Genomic DNA, 20,299 nt, shown 5'->3' with positions numbered 1-20,299 from the left:
GATAGTAAATTGTCAAATCGTAAATAAAAATAATCTGCGCTAATCCGCGAAAATCTGTGTTTCTGATCATATCATTTTGCACACTTATTTAATTGCTTCAGCAAATGCGGCTGCATCCGTACACCAGTTGATTTCTTTTTTCCGGACAGGCACGGCAGTCGATACCACCCGCGTAGGAGAAGCATACAGCCCTACGGAAGACGCATTTATACTCAGGTCCTTCTCGTCCCAACGAAGGATTTCCTGCCGTTGCGCCCGGCGCCAGCCCGACAAAGTAATGCAATCCAGTTCGCCGTTTTCGCGGCTTACCATCACGGCGCAAGGCAACTCGATTTCCATCCGCTGCAAATACGCCCCCGCTTTCCGGCTGACGCTTATCGTATGTTCGGTCAGCTGCCCGACGGCAGACAGGCAGGTGACTTGAGGAATATCCAACTGCCCTGCCACTTCCGGCCCCACTTGCGCCGTATCGCCGTCGATGGCCATTTTGCCGAAGAACAACAAGTCGTACGCTCCTATCTTGCGCACAGCCGCAGCCAGAACCAGGCTCGTACACCACGTATCGCTTCCGGCAAAAGCCGGAGAAGAAAGCAATATCGCCCGGTCGGCGCCCCGCTGCAACGCTTCGCGCAATACGGATTCTGCCGAGGCCGGCCCCATGCTGACCGTAACCACTTCGGCTGCGGTATCTCGTTTTAAGTCGAGCGCCATTTGCAAGGCATACAAGTCATCCGGATTCGTCCGACTCAATGCCGAAGAACGCTTCAATGTCTTTGTCACCGAGTCAAGTTCCACTTTAGTCGACTGAGGAACCTGTTTCAAAAATACAATATACCGTTTCATTATTGACTATTTTACTGTTTACCATTTACTATTTTTCCGTTGTGTCCAGTTTAGGCGTGCGAAAGCTTCCTGCAATGTACAGAAATCCCAAAGCTGGAAACCTTCCCCACGGCGTGGGCAACAAATCCCAAACTTATCCGCCTTTCTTGTTCGAACGGGCATCGGCGCAACGCTGCTGAAACTCGGGCGAGAACGGGTCTACCTCGCCGAAGCGTTCGGGAGCGAACAACGCCGGATTGACAAAAGGAGTCTCGCCCGTAATCAGTTCCGCTGCCAGCCGTCCCATGCCTCCGCCTGCCGCAACGCCGCCTCCGCAGCATCCGGTAACGGTGAACAGCCCTGCGTATGCCTGCACCGGACCGATGATGAACATGGCATCGGGCACATAGCAAGACGGGCCTGCCATGTAATGCGCAATGGGCAAATCGTCAATATCGTGCAAGTAAGGCTTCAGCAGCGGCGCACATTCGTCGAGCACCGTCCATTCGGCTTCTTTGCGGAAATCAAAATCTTCCAGTTGTCCGGTCAGAGTAGCCGGGTCGAACGGCTGGCAACGGCTTTCGCGCAAGCCGATAATCAAGGCACCCACATCCGAGCGGGTGAAGGCACGGGCATCGGGAATCACGGTAAACGGATGCCCTGCCGGAAAACGCTCCTTGTCAATCTTCGTTATCCAGAAATGGCTGCGAACCGGCGTAAACGGAAGCCCTACATGGAGGGGACGCATCAACAGATTGGCCCACGAACCTGCCGCATTGACCACAACCGGGGCTTCGATGCATTCACCGTCAGCCAGCCGGACACCGCAGACGCGGCCGCCTTCAACCATAATCTCTTTCACCTTACAATTCGGGCGAAGCGTCACGCCCAAACGGGCAGCCGCCTTGGCATAACCCGAACAGAGCAGCGCCGAATCGATAAACGCATCGGTGGGCATATAAAGCGCCACATCCACCGCTTCCGCATCTATCCACGGAAGCAACGCCTGCACCCTGTCTTTCGGAATGCGCTCGTTGGGGATGCCGAAACGGGTAGCGGCCTCTTCCAAAGCTTCCAGCCCTTTCAGCGAGGCTTCGGACGAAGCGACGGTAATGCTTCCGCATTGCTGGAGTTCCAGCGACTCGCCCAGCAGCGTTTCTATCTCATTTATGCAATCATACGTTTCCTGCACCAATTCCATCAGGGCAGGTTTGGTCCGAGCACGTGTCAGCAGGCAAGCCGCACGCGATGATGCCTGCGAAGCGATTTCGTTTCCGTCAAGCAGCAAGATTCTTCCGGCTTTCCGTTTTGCCAACTGATAAGCAGTAGCGCATCCCAATAATCCGCCACCGATGATGATGACATCGTAAGTCTTTTCCATATACCTTATTTATATATTTACATACTATATTGCGCGTTCACACACATTTCATCAGCCTTCTTCACTTCGAGCGTAGCGTTGTACTTACGGTAAATGAGGATACCCGCAACAGTAAACAACACCGTACACAAGGCACCTACTCCACAAGCAATGTGATTGAACAAAGCGAACCATTCTACCTCAATATTGAGCAGCTCTTTGGTAGACAACAACGTCACCGTGCCCAAATAGCCGATAAAGTCAATCATCGCTATGAAGAAACCTACATTCCCCTTGATTCGGAAACAAGCGATAAACCGGTCGAAGAAAACCGTCTGGAAAGTCAGGTAAGCGATATACAGCGACAAGCTTTCAATGAAAAGCCACATCACGGGCGAGAGGTCGAGCGTATCGTAATGATAAGACACATACGTCATGGTGAGGCATCCGGCAATCACCAGGGTCATCAGCCAAAGCAGCGCACGGATATTGCTGCGGAAGAAGATGAACAGGGCGAAAATGCCTAAAATAATCAGCGTCACAATCGTATCTATCCGGGCAAACATCCACGACGACTGGTTGCTCATGTCCAAGATGTACACCAGGAAGTCTTCTTTGATGTCACGTAAAACGAGCAGCATGAAGTTGCCGATAAACAACAAGGTCAATATCGGCGCATATTTCAAGAAGAGCGCCTTGCGTCCCTTGCTGTCCAGCGTCACACGCTCGTTGCGCAGGGCGATGTCTTCTGCCGTGGGCTGCGGAAGCCGCTTCAGCATGTATCCCATCAGCACCAGCAAAGGCAAGGCAAAACCGCCGATGACCGCAGGCATCCAGAACTGGCTGATGTGCATTTCGTTCATGGCAAACAACCCAAAGCTTTTCGCCACGCCCGAACTGAACACCATGCTTACGCCCAACAGGCTTGCCAGAATGTCGGTCACTTTCCGCCCTTCGATAAAACTGAATATCACGCCCCACATGCAGCCCAGCGAAAGGCCATTGACAAACATCGCGATGACATTCCAAGGAGTATCCAGCAATCCGAACCCTACCAATGCCGCCTCGGCAAGCACTGCCGAACCTACAAAGAAACGGAAGCGGTTCTCCTTCTTCAGTTCCGAAATAATCTTAATGCCGAAAAACTTGGCAATCACATAACCCAAAATCTGAATGGTGGTCACCACCACTTTGTAATCGCTTCCAAAGAGCTCCAATCCTTCAAACGAAGCCGCCGTATAAGGCTTGCGCAAGGCATACACCAACGAATAAGAAAGCAATGCCGCACCTCCTGCCCACAAGATGAGCAGCACTTCCGATAAATTCCTGTTTTTAATCAATTGTTTCATATCTTTCAACGTTTTAGTCTGATTTCGAGTGCAAAGCTATCCCGCCCTTGATTCTGAAAGAATTAATTTATGATGTATTATAAACCTCTTTTACAGGACATTTATAAATTCATCTTTATATCAAGATAATGTCACCGAAATGAAACAATTGAAATATTGCTGTAACATCTAAATCGTACATTTGCAAAAAATCGACAAAACGACTATGGACAGATTACTCTCCCTTTACGAACGAATGAAAAAGCTCCGCGAATCGGGGGTAAGGATGAAGGACATATCCGAAGAGACCGACATCGCTTCGAGCGTACTGTCATCGCTCTACTCTTCCGTACTTCCGATGTATGTCAATCTTGTTTCGGGCGGAGAAGAGCAGGAAGCGGCGTTAGACAAAGCCCTGCAACAAGTAAACAACGTATCGAAACGCAAACTGCTGGGATGCCTGGACACCTTATATGATAAGGTAAACCATATCGAGCCCCGGCAGGCAAGCAACAAGAACAATGCCCGCCCGTTTCTGGACGACATCGAGAAAGAAGCCTTGCGCTACCTGCCCAATGCAGGAATCTATACCGGATTGTATTTGGCATACAGTTCGTCTTCTTTCTCCGACGGGCTGAAAGTGGAACCGTATATGATAGCTTCTATCACCGACGGCGATGCGTTGCCCAAAGTTTATTCGCAAAACATGAACGGTGATTATTATGCAGGCGTGGGCGTGTTTTCTCCGTTCCAAATAGGGTACTTGATGTTTAATGAACAAAAGCACTTGCAATTGGCACTGAAAGTAGTCTTCTTGCAATTGCCGCTTATCGAATACCCCGGTTGGATGAAAGGCATCTACCTGACACACGATTATAGCCGCAACCCCATCGCCCGACGGGTAGTCTTCGTGCGCCAAGGGAATGAAATCCCCTTAGAAGAATTTGCCGAAATGCGTACGGAAGTCATTCCAAAAGACAAACTGAATGAAGAACAGCAAGCGTATTATGATTATACTTGCCAACAAGGAGACGTGATAAGAAGCATGATGCTGGTATCTCCCGAAAAAAACGTAAACGATTTGATGAGGGAAAAAGAACTGCTAAAGCTATTATAACAAATTCACCACCGATTACATGGAGTAAGAATGATTTAAGAAGCTGTTTTGAATTTCTCCAAAAAGTTTTTCTTGGCTTGATGTATCCGTTTTCGTGTGTGCTTTGGGCGATTTTTTGGTCCTTTTCGCTCCTGTTCTTCGTCAGATAGCCCGCTATCTTCCTCATCACAGAAGCGGAAATGCCTCAAAAACTCATCCCAAATCAGCGCACGATAAATTCAAAACAGCTTCTAAATCCGTGTAATCTGTGGTGAAAAAACAAATCAGAACTCGCTGGTGAAATGAAACTTGATGTGCTTGAAATCATTCTGAGCCATTTGTAGCACATATCCGCTGTCGGCAAGGAAGACATCACGCCCTTCGCGGTCTTTTGCCATATACTGGAACTTCCGTTTCTTGAATGCTTCCAGTTCGTCCATATCATCGCTTTCTATCCAGCAAGCCTTGTACAGGCTGACCGGCTCCCAACGGCACTTTGCGTTGTATTCGTTCTCCAGACGATACTGGATTACCTCGAACTGCAACTGCCCTACCGTGCCTATCAGCTTACGTCCGTTAAACTGATTGATGAACAATTGCGCCACGCCTTCGTCCATCAATTGGTCAATACCCTTATTTAATTGCTTGGTCTTCATCGGGTCTGCATTTTCGATGTACTTAAACATTTCAGGCGAAAAACTGGGCAATCCCTTAAAATGCAACTGTTCGCCTTCGGTCAGCGTGTCGCCAATCTTGAACGTACCGTTATCCGGCAAACCGATAATATCGCCTGCCCACGCTTCATCTACTGTGGTCTTGCGCTGAGCCATAAACTGAGTGGGTGAAGAAAAACGCATTGTCTTGCCTTGCCGCACATGCAAATACGGCGTATTTCGTGTAAACTTACCCGAACATACCTTACAGAACGCCACGCACGAACGATGGTTAGGGTCAATGTTTGCCGTAATCTTAAAAATGAATCCGGTAAATTTAGGCTCGTCGGGCATTACCACACGTTCCTCTGCCTGTACCGGCCGGGGACTGGGAGCAATTTCCACGAAGCAGTCCAACAATTCCTGTACGCCAAAATTATTTAATGCAGAACCGAAAAATACAGGTGCCAGTTCACCTTTCAAGTATTCATTGACATCAAATTCGGGATATACGCCTTCTATCAGTTCCAAATCGTTGCGCAGTTTTTCAGCCAAAGGAGCGCCAATGTGGTTATCAAGCTCTTCGGTATGGATATCCACTTCCACCTTCTCCGTCACCACTTGCTTGGAAGGCTGGAACAGGTTCAGCTTCTTCTCATAAATGTTATACACACCCTTGAAACGCGGTCCGCTTTCGATAGGCCAGGTCAAGGGACGCACATTGATAACGAGTTCTTCTTCCAACTCATCCAGCAGGTCGAACGGGTCTTTAGCCTCACGGTCCATCTTATTGACGAAAATAATCACCGGCATGTTGCGCATACGGCACACTTCCATCAGCTTGCGTGTCTGCGTTTCCACACCTTTCGCCCCGTCCACCACGATGATTACGCTATCCACCGCCGTAAGCGTACGGTATGTATCCTCCGCAAAGTCCTGGTGACCAGGTGTATCAAGGATATTTACTTTGTAATCCCGATAATCAAACTCCATCACCGATGTAGTGACCGAAATACCACGCTGCTTCTCAATATCCATCCAGTCGGAGGTAGCGGTTTTCTTAATCTTGTTCGATTTTACAGCACCTGCCACCTGGATCTGCCCTCCGAAAAGCAACAGTTTTTCCGTCAACGAAGTCTTACCGGCATCCGGATGTGCAATAATCGCAAATGTTCTTCTTCTTTCTATTTCCTGATTTGCCATATTTCTTATTTTTCTACGATATCAGTCTAAATCCAATTCCCCTTTTTTCTCCTTTATATAATAACCGGCAAGCATAGCCAGCAAATCACTGATTGCTTTCACCGCCTTCTGCGTATCTTCACTCACCTCTTTCTTTTGCAGTTTCAGCATCCATACGCCATACATGGCATCGAAGCACGTCTCCAGTTCAGGCACGTCCCTGTCCGCCCCCTTTGCCCGAAGCTCTACGATAAAAGGTAGAGCCTTGTAATAAGCAGCGCTATAGTAAGGGAATTTAGGCGAGCGGAGCAAACGCAGATGCAGGTCGGTCAGCCATACGATGATGTTCTTATTGATTTGCAAATGCCCCTTCTGCATCACGCCTTCATCGTGCATCATATTAATCAAGTCTTCATACCATTGCGTCAACTCTTGCCTTTGCGGGTCGGTCAGAGAAAGATACGTGTCGACGACATTCCGCCGTATCTGTCCGATATCGCAACCGTTGGCACGAATCAAGTCTTCCACCTGCCACATATAGAGCAAGTATTCTGCAATATTCTGTTGTTTAAGTTGTCGGGAAATATACATATTCTTATCGTATCTGTCAAGAGAAAGATTTTCCGGTAGCAGCCAGCACGAATCCCACCATCGCCGCTACAATCACCGCCACACCAATGATACGGTTCAGCATCCAGATGCCCCTCACATTAAACCGCGTGCGCACCTTGTTCACAAAATAAGTGATGCTGAACCACCAGCTTACCGCTCCCATAATAATGGCAAGATAGCCCACCAGCTGGAAGCCGATAGGGCTACCCGGCATCACGAATGAGAACCGGGCAAAGAGTCCGATGAACAGGAAGATAATCAATGGATTGGAAAAGGTGACAAAAAAGGCGGTCACAAAATTGTGCAGGTAAGTTCCTCTTTTACCCGACGAAGGCCGAAGCGCCTTCACCGGATTACTCCGGAACGTATAAATGCCGAAAGCCAGCAACATGATACTGCCCACCACTTGCAGAAAAATCTGATGCTTCAGAATAAGCTCGTCCATAAAGCTCATGCCGTATCCCGTAAGCAACGCATAGCAAATATCGCTCAGTGCCGCCCCCAGTCCTGTCACAAAGCCAAACCAGCGTCCTTTATTCAATGTACGCTGAATACAAAGAACGCCAACAGGCCCCAGCGGAGCGGAAACCACCACTCCCACTATAAACCCTTTTATCAACAAATCCAGTATCGTAACATGTTCTATCCAATTCATAGTGCAAAGATGCTACTTTTTTGCGAGATTACCTACGATTTCGGCTGTAATTCTTTTACAACATGAAAGCCAAAGCCAAAATCCAATCTTTCCTACCCCCGTCCAGCGACCTCCCATACAACGAATATGCGCATCCATAAGGATAATATATGCAATCTTCCACACATACGTTTTCATCGGGCCACGCATATACTTCCAACGGCACATGCACTTATTTTCACCCACGCATAAAAACTCTTTCCCCACTACTCTTTCGAAAATATTTCCAGTCCACGTAGGAAATAATAAAAAATAAAGACTATCTTTGCCGGAAAGACAAATCATAACCATGACAGAAAGACTGAAAGAGATTAAAAGCAAGATTGACGATGGAGAGATTGACGCAGCCATCCAAGAACTGAACAAGCTCCTGGCCCAGCATCCGGACAATGCCGACTATGCCTACTACCTGCTGGGGAATGCGTTCCGCAAGCAAGGCGACTGGCAAGGAGCCCTGAACAATTATCAGGAAGCCATTGCCCTCAATCCCGACAGTCCGGCATCCGAAGCCCGGCGCATGGTGATGGATATCCTGGAATTTTATAACAAAGACATGTTTAATCAATAAGAATAAGGTAATTTTACTATGGCTAAGATGAAAGGTGTGGTAATCGTGAATACAGAACGCTGCAAAGGGTGCAACCTATGCGTGGTTGCCTGTCCGTTGCATGTATTGTCGCTTACCAAAAAAGTAAATCAAAAAGGATATAATTACGTACAACAGACCCTGGAAGACACCTGCAACGGTTGTTCTTCGTGCGCCATCGTATGTCCGGACGCTTGTCTGACAGTATACAGGGCAAAAGAAGCGTAAGTTTTTAAAAACAGGTAACCAGGTGACCAGGTACGAGTTGACTAGGTTTTAAATACCGTAGTAAAACAATTCCAGACCTAGTCAACTAGTACCTAAGACCTAGTCAACTATAAAAATTTAAAAAGATATGGCAGAAGAAGTAGTTTTAATGAAAGGAAACGAAGCCATCGCCCGTGCGGCCATCCGGTTCGGCGTGGACGGTTACTTCGGCTATCCTATCACTCCCCAATCGGAAGTATTGGAAACTCTCGCCGAACTAAAGCCATGGGAGACAACCGGTATGGTCGTCTTGCAGGCAGAAAGCGAAGTGGCAGCTATTAATATGGTATATGGAGGTGCCGGAAGCGGCAAGATGGTAATGACTTCCTCCTCCAGCCCGGGCGTCAGCCTGAAACAGGAAGGAATCTCTTACATTGCAGGTGCCGAACTTCCGTGCCTGATAGTAAACGTAATGCGAGGAGGACCCGGACTGGGTACCATCCAGCCCAGCCAGGCAGATTATTTCCAGACCACCAAAGGAGGCGGACACGGCGACTATCATGTCATCGCACTGGCTCCGGCATCGGTACAGGAAATGGCCGATTTCGTAGGGTTGGCATTCGAACTGGCTTTTAAATACCGGAACCCGGCCATGATTCTTGCCGACGGTGTCATCGGACAAATGATGGAGAAAGTCGTACTTCCCGAACCTCGTCCGCGCCGCACCGAAGAAGAAATCATTGCCCAATGTCCATGGGCTACCACAGGACGTAAAGGACGCAAGCCCAATATCATCACTTCGTTGGAACTTGACCCTGCGGTAATGGAACAGCGCAACCTGCACCTGCAAGCCAAATACGCAGAAATAACGGCACATGAAACCCGTTACGAAGAAATAGATTGCGAAGATGCCGAATACCTGATTGTAGCTTTCGGCTCATGTGCCCGTATCGCCCAGAAATCAATGGAGCACGCCCGCGAGGAAGGCATCAAAGTTGGCTTGTTCCGCCCCATCACCTTGTGGCCGTTCCCTGGAGAAGCCCTGAAGGAAAGAGCACGGCAAATGAAAGGCATCCTCGTCGTCGAACTGAACAGCGGACAAATGATTGAAGACGTCAAGCTGTCTGTGGAATGCCGCATTCCGGTCGAACACTTCGGGCGCCTGGGAGGAATCGTTCCCGACCCGGATGAAGTCATCGAATCATTGAAAGAAAAACTCATCAACAACAAGTAACCGATTATGAACAAGATAAACCAGATCAGAACCGTACTGAACATTGTTTTTATGATAGGTGCAGTGGCTACTATCATCCTGTTCTTTACAGATGTCAACCAGACCGTATTTTTCTACGTATGTGCGACATCCATCATTATAAAAATGATAGAGTACGCGCTCCGATTCTCTCAACGTAATCGACAAGGAGGAAAACTATGACAAAAGAAGATATCGTAAAACCCGAAAACCTGGTTTACCAGAAACCTCGTTTATTGAACGACAACCCGATGCACTACTGCCCGGGATGCAGCCATGGAGTCGTACACAAGCTGATAGCTGAAGTCATCGACGAAATGGGCATGACTGAAAAAGCCATCGGCATCAGCCCTGTAGGATGTGCCGTCTTTATGTATAATTACCTGGACATCGACTGCCAGGAAGCCGCACACGGACGTGCACCCGCATTGGCAGGAGCCATCAAGCGCTTGTGGCCCGACCGCCTGGTATTCACATATCAAGGCGATGGCGACCTGGCATGTATCGGAACTGCCGAAAGCATTCACGCCCTGAACCGTGGTGATAACATCGCCATCATTTTTATCAACAATGCCATTTACGGTATGACAGGTGGACAAATGGCGCCTACCACTCTCGTCGGCATGAAAACCGCCACTTGCCCCTACGGACGTAATCCGGAAATCCACGGTTATCCGCTGAAGATGACCGAAATAGCAGCCACCCTGCAAGGCACTTGCTATGTCACCCGCCAGTCTGTGCACACCGTTGCAGCTATCCGCAAGGCGAAGAAAGCTATCCGCAAAGCTTTCGAAAACTCGATGCAGGGCAAAGGTTCCAGCCTGGTAGAAATCGTGTCGACCTGCAGCTCGGGCTGGAAAATGACTCCCGAAGCAGCCAACAAATGGATGGAAGAACACATGTTTCCTTTCTACCCGCTGGGCGACTTGAAAGATACGACGATTTGAGTTTTTAAGTTCTTGAGTTTTTAAGCTCTGCAATACTGACAGCATTTTATTTGCAAACTTAAGAACTATAGAACTAAAAAACTCAAGAACTTAAAGACTTAAAAACTAAAAAACTTAAAAACTCAAAACAATATGACAGAAGAAATCATTATAGCTGGATTCGGAGGCCAAGGCGTATTGTCGATGGGAAAAATCCTTGCCTACTCCGGTCTGATGGAAGGCAAAGAAGTGACCTGGATGCCTGCCTATGGCCCCGAACAACGCGGAGGAACCGCCAACGTCACGGTCATCGTGAGCGACGAACGCATATCTTCTCCGATTCTGAGCAAATACGATACCGCCATCATCTTGAACCAACCTTCTCTGGCAAAGTTCGAAAGTAAAGTAAAACCTGGCGGCGTACTGATTTACGACGGCTACGGCATAATCAATCCGCCTACCCGCAAAGATATCCACGTCTATCGCATCAACGCCATGGACGAAGCCAACGAACGGAAGATGGCAAAGACTTTCAACATGATTGTATTAGGCGGACTGCTGAAAATCCGTCCCATTGTATCCATCGCAAGTGTGGTAAAAGCCTTGTACAAGACACTTCCCGAACGTCATCACAGCCTGATTCCAATGAATGAAGAAGCTATCCACATCGGCATGGACATCATCAAGGAAATGAAGTAACCCAGATTAAGGAATTGTTTTGAATATCCGCAGATATCCTATGTAGGGGCATATCGCATACGCCCGAATGCATCAACTAATCCACGTGAATGTTTTGGGCGTATGCGATACGCCCCTACATGGCAATCGGGTGGAATGCGGATATTCAATAAAACTTTTTGGAGAAATTCAAAACAGCTTCTTAGATGCATTTGCCCCGTTTAACAATGACGAATATCTGCAAATCTGCCCCTAAGTTATCCCTTGTTTCGTTTTTCTTTTATATCTTTGTCCCCATTATGAGGAAGATACTTTTTATAGCAATCATAGCACTGATATGCGGCAAACTGTCCGCACAGAACACGTTATCCAACCAATTCGGAAGTTCGGCATCAGGTACAGACCGAGATATGTACGACCGGAACGGGAATCCGATAGACACAACCGCCGTTAACGATGCCAGCACCATTCCCATCGGGCTGACATCGTGGAAAATTGATGCCCGTTTCGGAAACCGTACCGAAGTGCCTGTCGATACTTTGCAGCATGGCTTCCAAAACACGAACGATACAGGAGGTCCTTACGGACATTATACCTATTTGGGGAACTTGGGAGCTCCCCGTATTGCTCATGTATTTTTCGACCGTAAAGATGCCAGCCAGTTCTTCTTTTTCGACCCTTACGATTACACTGTGTTACAACCGCAAGACGTAACATACACAAACACCAAGTCGCCCTTTGTCAACTTGACTTATTATAAACAAGGTAGCAGCCGCGACGGAGAAGAACGTTTCAAAGCCTATTTTGCCGTGAATGCCAACAAACGGCTGGGATTCGGGTTCAACATCGACTATGTGTACGGACGAGGGAAATACGCCCACCAGTCAACAGCTTTGTTCAACGGAAACCTATTTGCCTACTATCTGGGTGACAAATACAATATGCATTTCAGCTTCATCAACGACAACTTGAAGGTAGCCGAAAACGGCGGTATCACCGATGATCGTTACGTCAGTGCGCCGCTGGATATGGCTGAAGGAGGACGTACATACGCCAATAGCGAAATCCCGACCAACCTGAGTGCCATATGGAACCACAACACAGGATACCATGCTTTCCTGACTCATCGGTATAACTTAGGATTCTACCGTGACAATCCGGACGAAAACGATACAACCAACACACAGGTATTCGTACCTGTCACCAGTTTCATGCACACGGTGAAAGTAGACGTGGCAAGACGCCAATATATCTCACAAGATGAAACGGAGAACACGGAATACTTTCTAAATAATTTCTTGCCCGACATAGAACGTGACAAGACAGACTATCTGGCAGTAAAGAACACGCTCGGCATATCACTGCGCGAGGGATTCAACAAATGGGCAAAAGCCGGCCTTACCGCTTTCGTCACCCACGAATTCCGCCGCTTTACGATGACCGACACCATCGCCGGAACTCCCGGACAACGTATTCCTACAGATTATACGGAAAATGTCATTTCTGTGGGAGGACAACTCATCAAAGAACAAGGCAAAATGTTCCATTATAACGTAACGGGTGAATTTGCACTGATAGGCGAAGATGCCGGAGCATTTTCGGTGGAAGGACGCGGAAACATGAACTTCCGCCTGTTCAATGATACCGTCCGTTTACAGGCAAATGCCTATATCAAGAACCAAAACCCGACATTCTACTATCGTCATTTCCACTCGAAACATTATTGGTGGGACAATAACGACCTTTCGAAAATGATGCGTACCCGCATTGAAGGACAACTCAGCATTGACCGTTGGCGTACGCAACTGAAAGCTGGTGTAGAAAACATCACCAACTATACTTATCTCGATAACCTTTCGGTAAGTGACGGACAAGGCAGTAGCGGAGACGAAACTGGCAGCAGCAACGAAAGTGGAACCACAACTCATTACCTGAACAATCTAGGAGTAGCCCAACACTCGGGGAGCATCCAGGTATTCAGCGCATCGCTCCGGCAAGATTTCAAACTGGGTATTTTTCACCTGGATAACGAAGTGACTTACCAGACTTCAAGCAACCAAGACATCCTTCCATTGCCGAAACTGGTCTTGTACCATAACCTCTACCTCAGCTTCGGGCTGGCAAAGAAGGTTTTGAAAGTAGAAATGGGTGCCGACGTGCGCTATTTCACCGAATATTATGCCCCCGACTATGCGCCGGCAATCGGTCAATTCTATCTGCAAAACAAAGACACGCGCTACAAATTAGGGAACTATCCTTTAGTGAACGGTTACATCAACCTGCACCTGAAACGCACGCGTATCTTCTTGATGATGTACAACCTGATTCAAGGACAAGGGACCCACAGTTATTTCCTGGCTCCCCACTACCCACTGAATCCGCGTCTGTTCAAAATCGGCATATCGTGGAACTTCTTTGACTAAAAAAACCGTACATTATGCAGAAAGGCAAACCCTTCATCCGATACAGCATCGTGGCAATAGTTATTGTTGCAGGATTTATTGTGTTCGGCACACAGAAAGAAAATAGTCCTGCCTATGCCCCTCGCGACTATGCCGAAATTGTTCAATCGGGCGTGTTGCGTGCAGTGACCGAATACAACGCTATCAGCTACCACATAAACAGAGACACGCTGCAAGGATTCGATTATGAACTGCTGAATGCTTTTGCCTCTGACAAACACCTGAAACTGGAAATAACTCCAGAAATGAGCTTTGAGAAACGACTTGCAGGTGTCACTAAAGGAAAATACGATCTTCTGGCGACAGGAACCGTTATCACATCCCAATCGAAAGACACATTGCTCTTTACCCGTCCGTTGACGTTAAGCAAACAAGTGCTGGTACAGCGAAAACCCGAAAACGAACAAGACAGCACTTATATCCGCAGCCAGCTCGACCTGGCACACAAACAATTGCATGTCATCAAAGGTTCTCCGGCATTGCTCCGGCTCCACAACCTTATCAGTGAAATAGCCGATACCATCTACATCCAGGAAGTGGAACAATACGGACCTGAACAGCTTCTTGCCATGGTGGCAGGAAAAGACATCGACTATGCCGTATGCGATGAAAGCATCGCCCGCTCTTTGCAGGAACGCTTCCCGAACCTTGACATCAATACAGCTATCAGTTTCACGCAATTTTATGCCTGGGGCGTAAACAAGCATTCGCCTGCCTTGCTGGATACCCTCAACCATTGGCTTGAACGGTACAGCAAAACCGTCTCTTACAAGAAACTGTACAACAAATACTTTTAATGACATCTCATCACAGAAGAAGATACACAGATACTTTAGAGCCTGTTTAAATTCTCTCCATGTGATATACAAATATAGACCAATTAATAAGTTAACTGAAAAACAAAACTTGAAAACTATGCAATTAGACAAGGTAAACTGGGGATTCATCGGTTGTGGCGAAGTGACCGAAAAAAAGAGTGGTCCCGCTTTCAATATGATAGACGGTTCACGTGTTGTTGCCGTCATGAGCCGCGATGAAGAAAAAGTAAAATCGTATGCACACCGACACAACATTCCTCGCTGGTATACTGATGCGCAAGAACTGATAGGTGACGAGGATGTAAACGCCATTTACATCGCCACGCCTCCCTCTTCGCATGCCACCTTTGCCATTATGGCCATGAAGGCAGGAAAACCTGTATACATTGAAAAACCTATGGCAGCCACCTACGAAGACTGTGCACGTATCAACCGCATCTCACAAGAAACAGGTGTACCTTGCTTTGTAGCCTATTATCGCCGCTATTTACCCTATTTCCAAAAGGTTCGTCAACTGGTAGAAGAAGGCAAGATAGGAAATGTCATCAATGTGCAAATACGTTTTGCACAGCCTCCACGCGACTTGGATTATAACAGCACCAACCTGCCATGGCGTGTACAGCCCGACATTGCCGGAGGAGGTTATTTCTATGATCTGGCTCCCCACCAGCTGGATTTACTGCAGGAAATGTTCGGATGTATCCTGGAAGCAGAAGGATATAAGAGCAACCGTGGTGGACTATACCAGGCAGAAGATACTATCAGTGCTTGCTTCAAGTTCGAATCCGGATTGCCTGGTTCCGGCTCGTGGTGTTTTGTTGCTCACGAATCGGCAAAAGAAGACCGCATTGAAATTATTGGTGACAAAGGAATGATTTGCTTCTCTGTCTTTACCTACGAGCCTATCGGCTTACATACGGAACATGGACGTGAGGAAATCCTTCCACAAAATCCGTCCTATGTGCAGCTTCCGCTAATCAAAGCCGTAGTGGAGCATCTGCAAGGAAAAGCCATCTGTACATGCGACGGCATAAGCGCCACTCCCACCAACTGGGTAATGGACCGCATCCTGAACAAACTGTAAGAAAACGAATAATTGAAAAGCTCTGAAAAAACACAGAAACACAAAGACACGAAAACAATCTGATAGATTAAACTCCGTGTCTTAGGGTTTCTGTGTTCAAAGGAAAATCAAATATACTTTTTAGAAGCTGTTTTGAATTTATCGTGCGATGATTTGGGATGAGTTTTTGAGGCATTTTCGCTTCTGTGATAAGGAAGATAGCGGGCTATCTGACGAAGAACAGGAGCGGAAAGGACCAAAAAATCGCCCAAAGCACACACGAAAACGGATACATCAAGCCAAGAAAAACTTTTTGGAGAAATTCAAAACAGCTTCTTACTTAATCATATCGAATCCGCAATACGGAACCAATGCTTTCGGAATACGGATACCTTCCGGCGTCTGGTTGTTTTCGAGCAGGGCTGCCACAATACGCGGCAAGGCAAGTGCCGAACCATTCAGCGTGTGACAAAGCTCTGTCTTCTTATTGGCAGTACGATAACGGCACTTCAAACGGTTTGCCTGATACGTATCAAAATTGGATACCGAGCTTACTTCCAGCCAACGTTTCTGAGCTTCCGAGTAAACTTCGAAATCGTAACAGATAGCAGCAGTAAAGCTGATGTCACCTCCGCACAAACGCAGAATACGATAAGGTAATTCCAGTTTCTTCAGCAAACCTTCTACGTGATCGAGCATCTCCTGATGCGACTGGCGGGAATGTTCGGGGGTATCAATGCGCACCAGTTCTACTTTTGAAAACTCGTGCAAACGGTTTAGGCCACGCACATCTTTACCATATGAACCTGCTTCACGACGGAAACATTCGGTATAAGCACAATTCTTGATGGGTAACTGCTTTTCATCAAGTATCACGTCGCGGTAAATGTTTGTGACGGGAACTTCTGCTGTCGGAATCAGGTACAAATCATCCAAGTTGCAATGATACATCTGCCCTTCTTTATCAGGCAACTGTCCCGTTCCGTAACCCGAAGCAGCATTTACCACCGTAGGAGGCATTATTTCTTCATAACCAGCGGCACGAGCTTCATCGAGAAAGAAATTGATGAGCGCACGTTGTAAGCGTGCCCCCTGTCCCCGATAGACCGGGAAGCCGGCTCCTGTTATCTTCACACCCAAATCAAAATCAATCAGGTTGTATTTTTTTGCCAACTCCCAATGAGGCAGTGCGTCTTTCGGAAGTTCGGTTTCCATGCCTCCCATTTTCACTACCAGATTATCTTCGGCACCAGCACCTTCGGGCACTTCCTCGTAAGGCACATTTGGAATGGTATACAGCAAATTCTGCATGTCTTCAGCAGCCTGATCCATTTCTGCCTGCAAAGCCTTGCTTGTTTCCTTGATTTCTGACACACGTGCCTTGGCTGTTTCGGCTTCTTCTTTCTTCCCTTCTTTCATCAACTGTCCGATGGTTTTCGATGTAGCATTTACTTCTGCCAGATTCTTATCCAATTGAGCTTGTGCATTACGACGCTTGCTGTTCAGTTCGAGCACTTGGGCAATGGTTTCTTTTGCATTTGCGAAATGCTTTTTCTCCAATCCACGGATTACCTTGTCGGTATCCTCTGTAATTTGTTTAATTGTAAGCATATCTTTAGTCTTTTAATAATCGTAGATCTTGTTTTCGTGATGCAAAGATATTCTTTTATTGAAACATAAACAATGATTCTTACAAGATACTTTGACGGATGCGCACCAGTTTTTCGAGTAAACCCTCCAGCAAATCGAGCTTCAGCATGTTTGCCCCATCACTTTTAGCCACCGAAGGGTCTTCGTGCGTCTCCATAAACAAACCATCCACACCTACCGCCACTCCGGCTTTGGCTATGGTTTCTATCAGCTGGGGCATACCTCCCGTCACGCCCGAAGCCTGATTGGGCTGCTGGAGCGAATGGGTCACATCCAGTATGACCGGATGCCCGAAAGCCTGCATTTCGGGAATCCCCCGATAATCGACAATCAAGTCGTGATAACCAAATGTGACTCCCCTTTCAGTCAGCATCACTTGCGGATTTCCAGCTTCCACTACCTTATCGGCTGCAAAACACATCGCAGCGGGAGAAAGGAACTGTCCTTTTTTAATATTAACTATCTTGCCCGTCCGGGCAGCCGCTACCAGCAAATCGGTCTGACGACACAAAAACGCAGGTATTTGCAATACATCCACGTATTCGGCAGCCATGCCGGCTTCTTCAGCCGCATGAATATCGGTCACTACCGGCACACCAAAGGTACTTCTTACTTTTGCCAAGACCTTTAATGCTTTTTCATCGCCGATGCCAGTAAACGAATCCAGACGCGAACGGTTCGCCTTACGATAAGAACCCTTGAACACATAAGGTATATGCAAACGGTCGGTTATTTTTACCACACGCTCAGCTATGCGCAACGCCATATCCTCGCCTTCAATTACACACGGTCCCGCCAACAGAAAAAAATTATCCGAACGGACCAGGTCATCTATTGTCTGTATCATTGTATATTATCTATTAGAGTTTATGTAATTTAGATTTGTTATATATCGCGCATACGCGTACCTTTGCAACATGAATTACCACGACCATAAAGACAACAGCAAAAGTTTCCGTGCCTTGACGGGAGTTAGCCATGAACAGTTTTGTGCGCTTCTCCCTTATTTCGAGGCTGCGCATGAGGACTATTTGTCCGAGTATGAAATGACCGGGGAACGCCGTAGCGGAAAACGCCGCAGTCCTTCCATCTACAAGAACAGCCCCCTTCCCAGCATATCCGACCGCCTGTTCTTCATTTTGGTTTATTTGAAAAACAACCCGTTGCAGGAATATCATGCGGCCTGTTTCGGAATGAACCAGAAGCACTGCAACATATTCATCCATTGCCTGACTAAAATCCTTCGTCTGTCCCTTAAAGCGAAAGGTCTTGTCCCCGCAGAAACCGACAAGGAGCTTGCCGAACGGCTGGCGGAACTTTCCAAAGAGGGAGACAAGCCGGTACTTCTTCATGACGGGACGGAACGGGAGATTCCCCGTCCGGCAGACCGGGACATGCAAAAGGAGCGTTACAGCGGCAAGAAAAAACGGCACACGGTCAAGAACGCCGTCATTGTAACGATGGCTTGTCTGGTCATATTTGTCAGTCAGACCGTTTCGGGCAAGACCCACGACAAGAAGATGGCTGACACAATGTATTCTTTTCCTGTGCCTTGCACCTTGTATCAAGATACGGGATACCAAGGCTATGAGCCTGAGGGGGTGGAAATCATACAACCGGTCAAGAAGCCCAAAGGGAAAGAGCTTTCCAGGCAGGACAAGGAATACAACAAGAAAGTTTCCGCCATCAGGGTGCGTATAGAACATGTCATAGGAAGCGCGAAAGTCATGCGCATCGTCAAAGACGAGTGCAGGCTCAGGGCAAACAACTTTGTAGAAAACATCTTTTCCACATGTATGGCACTGCATAATCTCAGAATTAAAATCAACCCTTGGAACTATCATAACTAATTTACATAAACTCTATTGTTAAATATGTGTGCAAAATTAAGTTCTTTTCAATATACACCAACTATTATGTACAGCCACTTATTCCGGAATTATCAGTGTCAATGCTTCGGGAGCAATGGTTATTTCGATAGGGAAATGACGGTCGAACCAAACACGCCCATCCAGACTGATTTCGGCATTTTGCGCCCGAAGGATTTTCACCTGTCGTGTACGGTAAGGCTTCACAGTCTTGTGATTCAAAAGCCTTCCCTGCTGCAACATCCACAAGCCCGACACCAACTGACGCAATTCCGGGCGATATATCAGTGATACGTCCAGCCATCCATTATAAGGCACAGCACTAGGTGTCAATCCATATCCCCGTGCACTTCCTATCGCCACAGCCATCAGACGTCCACGAATATGTTCATCGTTTACTTTCAGATGCATCCGGTACAGCTTACGCTCAAATGCCACCAAAAACAATGAAGAGAGATACGAGAACAAAGGAATCCCCCAGAACCGGCGTGTCTCATTGGTGATGATAACGATACGCGCCCCCAACCCGATATATACTGCATTCAGGAAATAACGCTTCACATGCGTCTGCCCGTCGTAATAACCAAACACACCTACATCTACCTTCCGCAACCGACGGTTGATAAGTACATCGACCGCCCCCCGATAATCATCCGAATCCAATCCCCAATACTTGGCAAAGTCATTCCCTATGCCATTGGGAATAATGCCCAAGGCAATGTCATGTCTGTCCTCGGCATCAGACAGCATAATGCCATTTACCGCATCATTCAATGCTCCGTCGCCACCTACCACAACAATGGTGCGATAACCGTTATTAGCCAAGGTGCGCGCCAAACGCTCCACCGACCCAAATCCCTCCGACTGCACATAGTCGAATTGTACGTTCCGGCTCTCCATGTAATCGCGAATTGCTTTCCACCGCTTCTGTGCTTTCCGGCTTCCGGCTTTCGGATTGTATATTACGCCCCAGCGGGTAGGTTCTACTGCCATAATCCTTTATTTATTGATTTGTATAAATGTCCACAATTTGCCAAATTTT

At 47.4% G+C, this 20,299-nt stretch carries 21 protein-coding genes; 11 read left to right on the top strand and 10 right to left on the bottom strand.

Translation table 11 applies throughout. The features are described from left to right. Positions 1-84 precede the first annotated feature (84 nt). The 3 genes from B5G04_RS16095 to B5G04_RS16085 form a co-directional block, all read right to left on the bottom strand. On the bottom strand, positions 85-843 hold the full coding sequence (locus tag B5G04_RS16095) for an electron transfer flavoprotein subunit beta/FixA family protein (protein ID WP_087398031.1): 759 nt from the start codon (positions 841-843) through the stop codon (positions 85-87). 133 nt (positions 844-976) lie between these two features. Continuing rightward, a complete protein-coding gene (locus tag B5G04_RS16090; protein WP_087398030.1) occupies positions 977-2,203 on the bottom strand; it encodes an FAD-dependent oxidoreductase in 1,227 nt (408 codons plus the stop codon). A 17-nt stretch (positions 2,204-2,220) separates the two neighbouring features. After that, the gene (locus tag B5G04_RS16085; RefSeq protein ID WP_087398029.1) at positions 2,221-3,531 is read right to left on the bottom strand and encodes a DUF5690 family protein; all 1,311 of its coding nucleotides are present in this window, start codon (positions 3,529-3,531) and stop codon (positions 2,221-2,223) included. 205 nt (positions 3,532-3,736) lie between these two features. On the opposite strand from B5G04_RS16085, the gene B5G04_RS16080 reads away from it, so the two are divergent. Beyond that, entirely contained in the window at positions 3,737-4,627 is an 891-nt protein-coding gene (locus B5G04_RS16080; protein WP_087249338.1) for a hypothetical protein, read from the top strand. Positions 4,628-4,662: 35 nt separating this feature from the next. Here the strand turns inward: B5G04_RS16080 and B5G04_RS20005 are convergent, their stop codons facing one another. The 4 genes from B5G04_RS20005 to B5G04_RS16065 all read right to left on the bottom strand — a co-directional run bounded on the left by B5G04_RS20005 (position 4,663) and on the right by B5G04_RS16065 (position 7,708). Further along, entirely contained in the window at positions 4,663-4,815 is a 153-nt protein-coding gene (locus B5G04_RS20005; protein WP_158098054.1) for a hypothetical protein, read from the bottom strand. Between the two features lie 75 nt (positions 4,816-4,890). Continuing rightward, positions 4,891-6,462, bottom strand: a complete 1,572-nt coding sequence (locus B5G04_RS16075) for a peptide chain release factor 3 (RefSeq protein WP_087398028.1) — start codon at positions 6,460-6,462, stop codon at positions 4,891-4,893. Between the two features lie 21 nt (positions 6,463-6,483). Next, positions 6,484-7,032 (bottom strand): DUF4924 family protein, encoded by a 549-nt coding sequence (locus tag B5G04_RS16070; protein ID WP_087398027.1) that lies wholly within the window; start codon positions 7,030-7,032, stop codon positions 6,484-6,486. 16 nt (positions 7,033-7,048) lie between these two features. After that, a complete protein-coding gene (locus B5G04_RS16065; protein ID WP_087398026.1) occupies positions 7,049-7,708 on the bottom strand; it encodes a LysE family transporter in 660 nt (219 codons plus the stop codon). Between the two features lie 328 nt (positions 7,709-8,036). On the opposite strand from B5G04_RS16065, the gene B5G04_RS16060 reads away from it, so the two are divergent. From B5G04_RS16060 to B5G04_RS16020, 9 genes are all read left to right on the top strand, one after another. Continuing rightward, entirely contained in the window at positions 8,037-8,315 is a 279-nt protein-coding gene (locus tag B5G04_RS16060; RefSeq protein WP_087398041.1) for a tetratricopeptide repeat protein, read from the top strand. A gap of 18 nt (positions 8,316-8,333) precedes the next feature. Further along, positions 8,334-8,561, top strand: coding sequence for a 4Fe-4S binding protein (locus B5G04_RS16055; protein WP_022041218.1), 228 nt, complete (start codon positions 8,334-8,336; stop codon positions 8,559-8,561). 127 nt (positions 8,562-8,688) lie between these two features. Beyond that, positions 8,689-9,774: a 3-methyl-2-oxobutanoate dehydrogenase subunit VorB gene (locus tag B5G04_RS16050; protein WP_022041217.1), complete on the top strand. Its 1,086-nt coding sequence runs from the start codon at positions 8,689-8,691 to the stop codon at positions 9,772-9,774. Positions 9,775-9,780: 6 nt separating this feature from the next. After that, a complete protein-coding gene (locus B5G04_RS16045) occupies positions 9,781-9,975 on the top strand; it encodes a hypothetical protein (RefSeq protein WP_022041216.1) in 195 nt (64 codons plus the stop codon). Then, complete coding sequence (locus B5G04_RS16040; RefSeq protein WP_022041215.1) at positions 9,972-10,739, top strand: thiamine pyrophosphate-dependent enzyme; 768 nt, start codon at positions 9,972-9,974, stop codon at positions 10,737-10,739. The genes B5G04_RS16045 and B5G04_RS16040 overlap by 4 nt, the downstream gene beginning before the upstream one ends. A gap of 132 nt (positions 10,740-10,871) precedes the next feature. After that, a complete protein-coding gene (locus B5G04_RS16035) occupies positions 10,872-11,417 on the top strand; it encodes a 2-oxoacid:acceptor oxidoreductase family protein (RefSeq protein WP_022041214.1) in 546 nt (181 codons plus the stop codon). 278 nt (positions 11,418-11,695) lie between these two features. Continuing rightward, positions 11,696-13,819: a putative porin gene (locus tag B5G04_RS16030; protein WP_087398040.1), complete on the top strand. Its 2,124-nt coding sequence runs from the start codon at positions 11,696-11,698 to the stop codon at positions 13,817-13,819. Positions 13,820-13,833: 14 nt separating this feature from the next. Next, entirely contained in the window at positions 13,834-14,655 is an 822-nt protein-coding gene (locus tag B5G04_RS16025) for a transporter substrate-binding domain-containing protein (protein WP_087398025.1), read from the top strand. A gap of 118 nt (positions 14,656-14,773) precedes the next feature. Further along, a complete protein-coding gene (locus tag B5G04_RS16020) occupies positions 14,774-15,760 on the top strand; it encodes a Gfo/Idh/MocA family oxidoreductase (protein ID WP_022041211.1) in 987 nt (328 codons plus the stop codon). A gap of 315 nt (positions 15,761-16,075) precedes the next feature. On the opposite strand, the gene serS is transcribed toward B5G04_RS16020, so the two are convergent. Further along, positions 16,076-17,350 carry a serine--tRNA ligase gene (gene serS, locus B5G04_RS16015; RefSeq protein ID WP_022041210.1) on the bottom strand — a complete coding sequence of 425 codons (1,275 nt, stop codon included), beginning with the start codon at positions 17,348-17,350 and terminating at the stop codon, positions 16,076-16,078. A gap of 79 nt (positions 17,351-17,429) precedes the next feature. After that, positions 17,430-18,236: a 3-deoxy-8-phosphooctulonate synthase gene (gene kdsA, locus B5G04_RS16010; protein WP_087398024.1), complete on the bottom strand. Its 807-nt coding sequence runs from the start codon at positions 18,234-18,236 to the stop codon at positions 17,430-17,432. 70 nt (positions 18,237-18,306) lie between these two features. Here kdsA and B5G04_RS16005 point away from each other — a divergent pair, with 70 nt between their 5' ends. Further along, positions 18,307-19,239, top strand: a complete 933-nt coding sequence (locus B5G04_RS16005; RefSeq protein ID WP_087395870.1) for a transposase family protein — start codon at positions 18,307-18,309, stop codon at positions 19,237-19,239. Between the two features lie 78 nt (positions 19,240-19,317). Here the strand turns inward: B5G04_RS16005 and B5G04_RS16000 are convergent, their stop codons facing one another. Further along, entirely contained in the window at positions 19,318-20,250 is a 933-nt protein-coding gene (locus B5G04_RS16000; RefSeq protein WP_022041208.1) for a YegS/Rv2252/BmrU family lipid kinase, read from the bottom strand. Positions 20,251-20,299 lie beyond the last annotated feature (49 nt).

Origin of the sequence: Bacteroides sp. An51A (assembly GCF_002161565.1) — a bacterium.
In the GTDB taxonomy this organism is placed as follows: domain Bacteria; phylum Bacteroidota; class Bacteroidia; order Bacteroidales; family Bacteroidaceae; genus Phocaeicola; species Phocaeicola intestinalis.
This window is presented reverse-complemented; position numbering and strand designations above follow the sequence as displayed.

Excerpts from the sequence above, each read along its gene's own strand:
- B5G04_RS16095 (WP_087398031.1), bottom strand. The coding sequence starts at position 843 with ATGAAACGGTATATTGTATTTTTGAAACAGGTTCCTCAGTCGACTAAA.
- B5G04_RS16090 (WP_087398030.1), bottom strand. The coding sequence starts at position 2,203 with ATGGAAAAGACTTACGATGTCATCATCATCGGTGGCGGATTATTGGGA.
- B5G04_RS16085 (WP_087398029.1), bottom strand. The coding sequence starts at position 3,531 with ATGAAACAATTGATTAAAAACAGGAATTTATCGGAAGTGCTGCTCATC.
- B5G04_RS16080 (WP_087249338.1), top strand. The coding sequence starts at position 3,737 with ATGGACAGATTACTCTCCCTTTACGAACGAATGAAAAAGCTCCGCGAA.
- B5G04_RS16075 (WP_087398028.1), bottom strand. The coding sequence starts at position 6,462 with ATGGCAAATCAGGAAATAGAAAGAAGAAGAACATTTGCGATTATTGCA.
- B5G04_RS16070 (WP_087398027.1), bottom strand. The coding sequence starts at position 7,032 with ATGTATATTTCCCGACAACTTAAACAACAGAATATTGCAGAATACTTG.
- B5G04_RS16065 (WP_087398026.1), bottom strand. The coding sequence starts at position 7,708 with ATGAATTGGATAGAACATGTTACGATACTGGATTTGTTGATAAAAGGG.
- B5G04_RS16060 (WP_087398041.1), top strand. The coding sequence starts at position 8,037 with ATGACAGAAAGACTGAAAGAGATTAAAAGCAAGATTGACGATGGAGAG.
- B5G04_RS16055 (WP_022041218.1), top strand. The coding sequence starts at position 8,334 with ATGGCTAAGATGAAAGGTGTGGTAATCGTGAATACAGAACGCTGCAAA.
- B5G04_RS16050 (WP_022041217.1), top strand. The coding sequence starts at position 8,689 with ATGGCAGAAGAAGTAGTTTTAATGAAAGGAAACGAAGCCATCGCCCGT.
- B5G04_RS16045 (WP_022041216.1), top strand. The coding sequence starts at position 9,781 with ATGAACAAGATAAACCAGATCAGAACCGTACTGAACATTGTTTTTATG.
- B5G04_RS16040 (WP_022041215.1), top strand. The coding sequence starts at position 9,972 with ATGACAAAAGAAGATATCGTAAAACCCGAAAACCTGGTTTACCAGAAA.
- B5G04_RS16035 (WP_022041214.1), top strand. The coding sequence starts at position 10,872 with ATGACAGAAGAAATCATTATAGCTGGATTCGGAGGCCAAGGCGTATTG.
- B5G04_RS16030 (WP_087398040.1), top strand. The coding sequence starts at position 11,696 with ATGAGGAAGATACTTTTTATAGCAATCATAGCACTGATATGCGGCAAA.
- B5G04_RS16025 (WP_087398025.1), top strand. The coding sequence starts at position 13,834 with ATGCAGAAAGGCAAACCCTTCATCCGATACAGCATCGTGGCAATAGTT.
- B5G04_RS16020 (WP_022041211.1), top strand. The coding sequence starts at position 14,774 with ATGCAATTAGACAAGGTAAACTGGGGATTCATCGGTTGTGGCGAAGTG.
- serS (WP_022041210.1), bottom strand. The coding sequence starts at position 17,350 with ATGCTTACAATTAAACAAATTACAGAGGATACCGACAAGGTAATCCGT.
- kdsA (WP_087398024.1), bottom strand. The coding sequence starts at position 18,236 with ATGATACAGACAATAGATGACCTGGTCCGTTCGGATAATTTTTTTCTG.
- B5G04_RS16005 (WP_087395870.1), top strand. The coding sequence starts at position 18,307 with ATGAATTACCACGACCATAAAGACAACAGCAAAAGTTTCCGTGCCTTG.
- B5G04_RS16000 (WP_022041208.1), bottom strand. The coding sequence starts at position 20,250 with ATGGCAGTAGAACCTACCCGCTGGGGCGTAATATACAATCCGAAAGCC.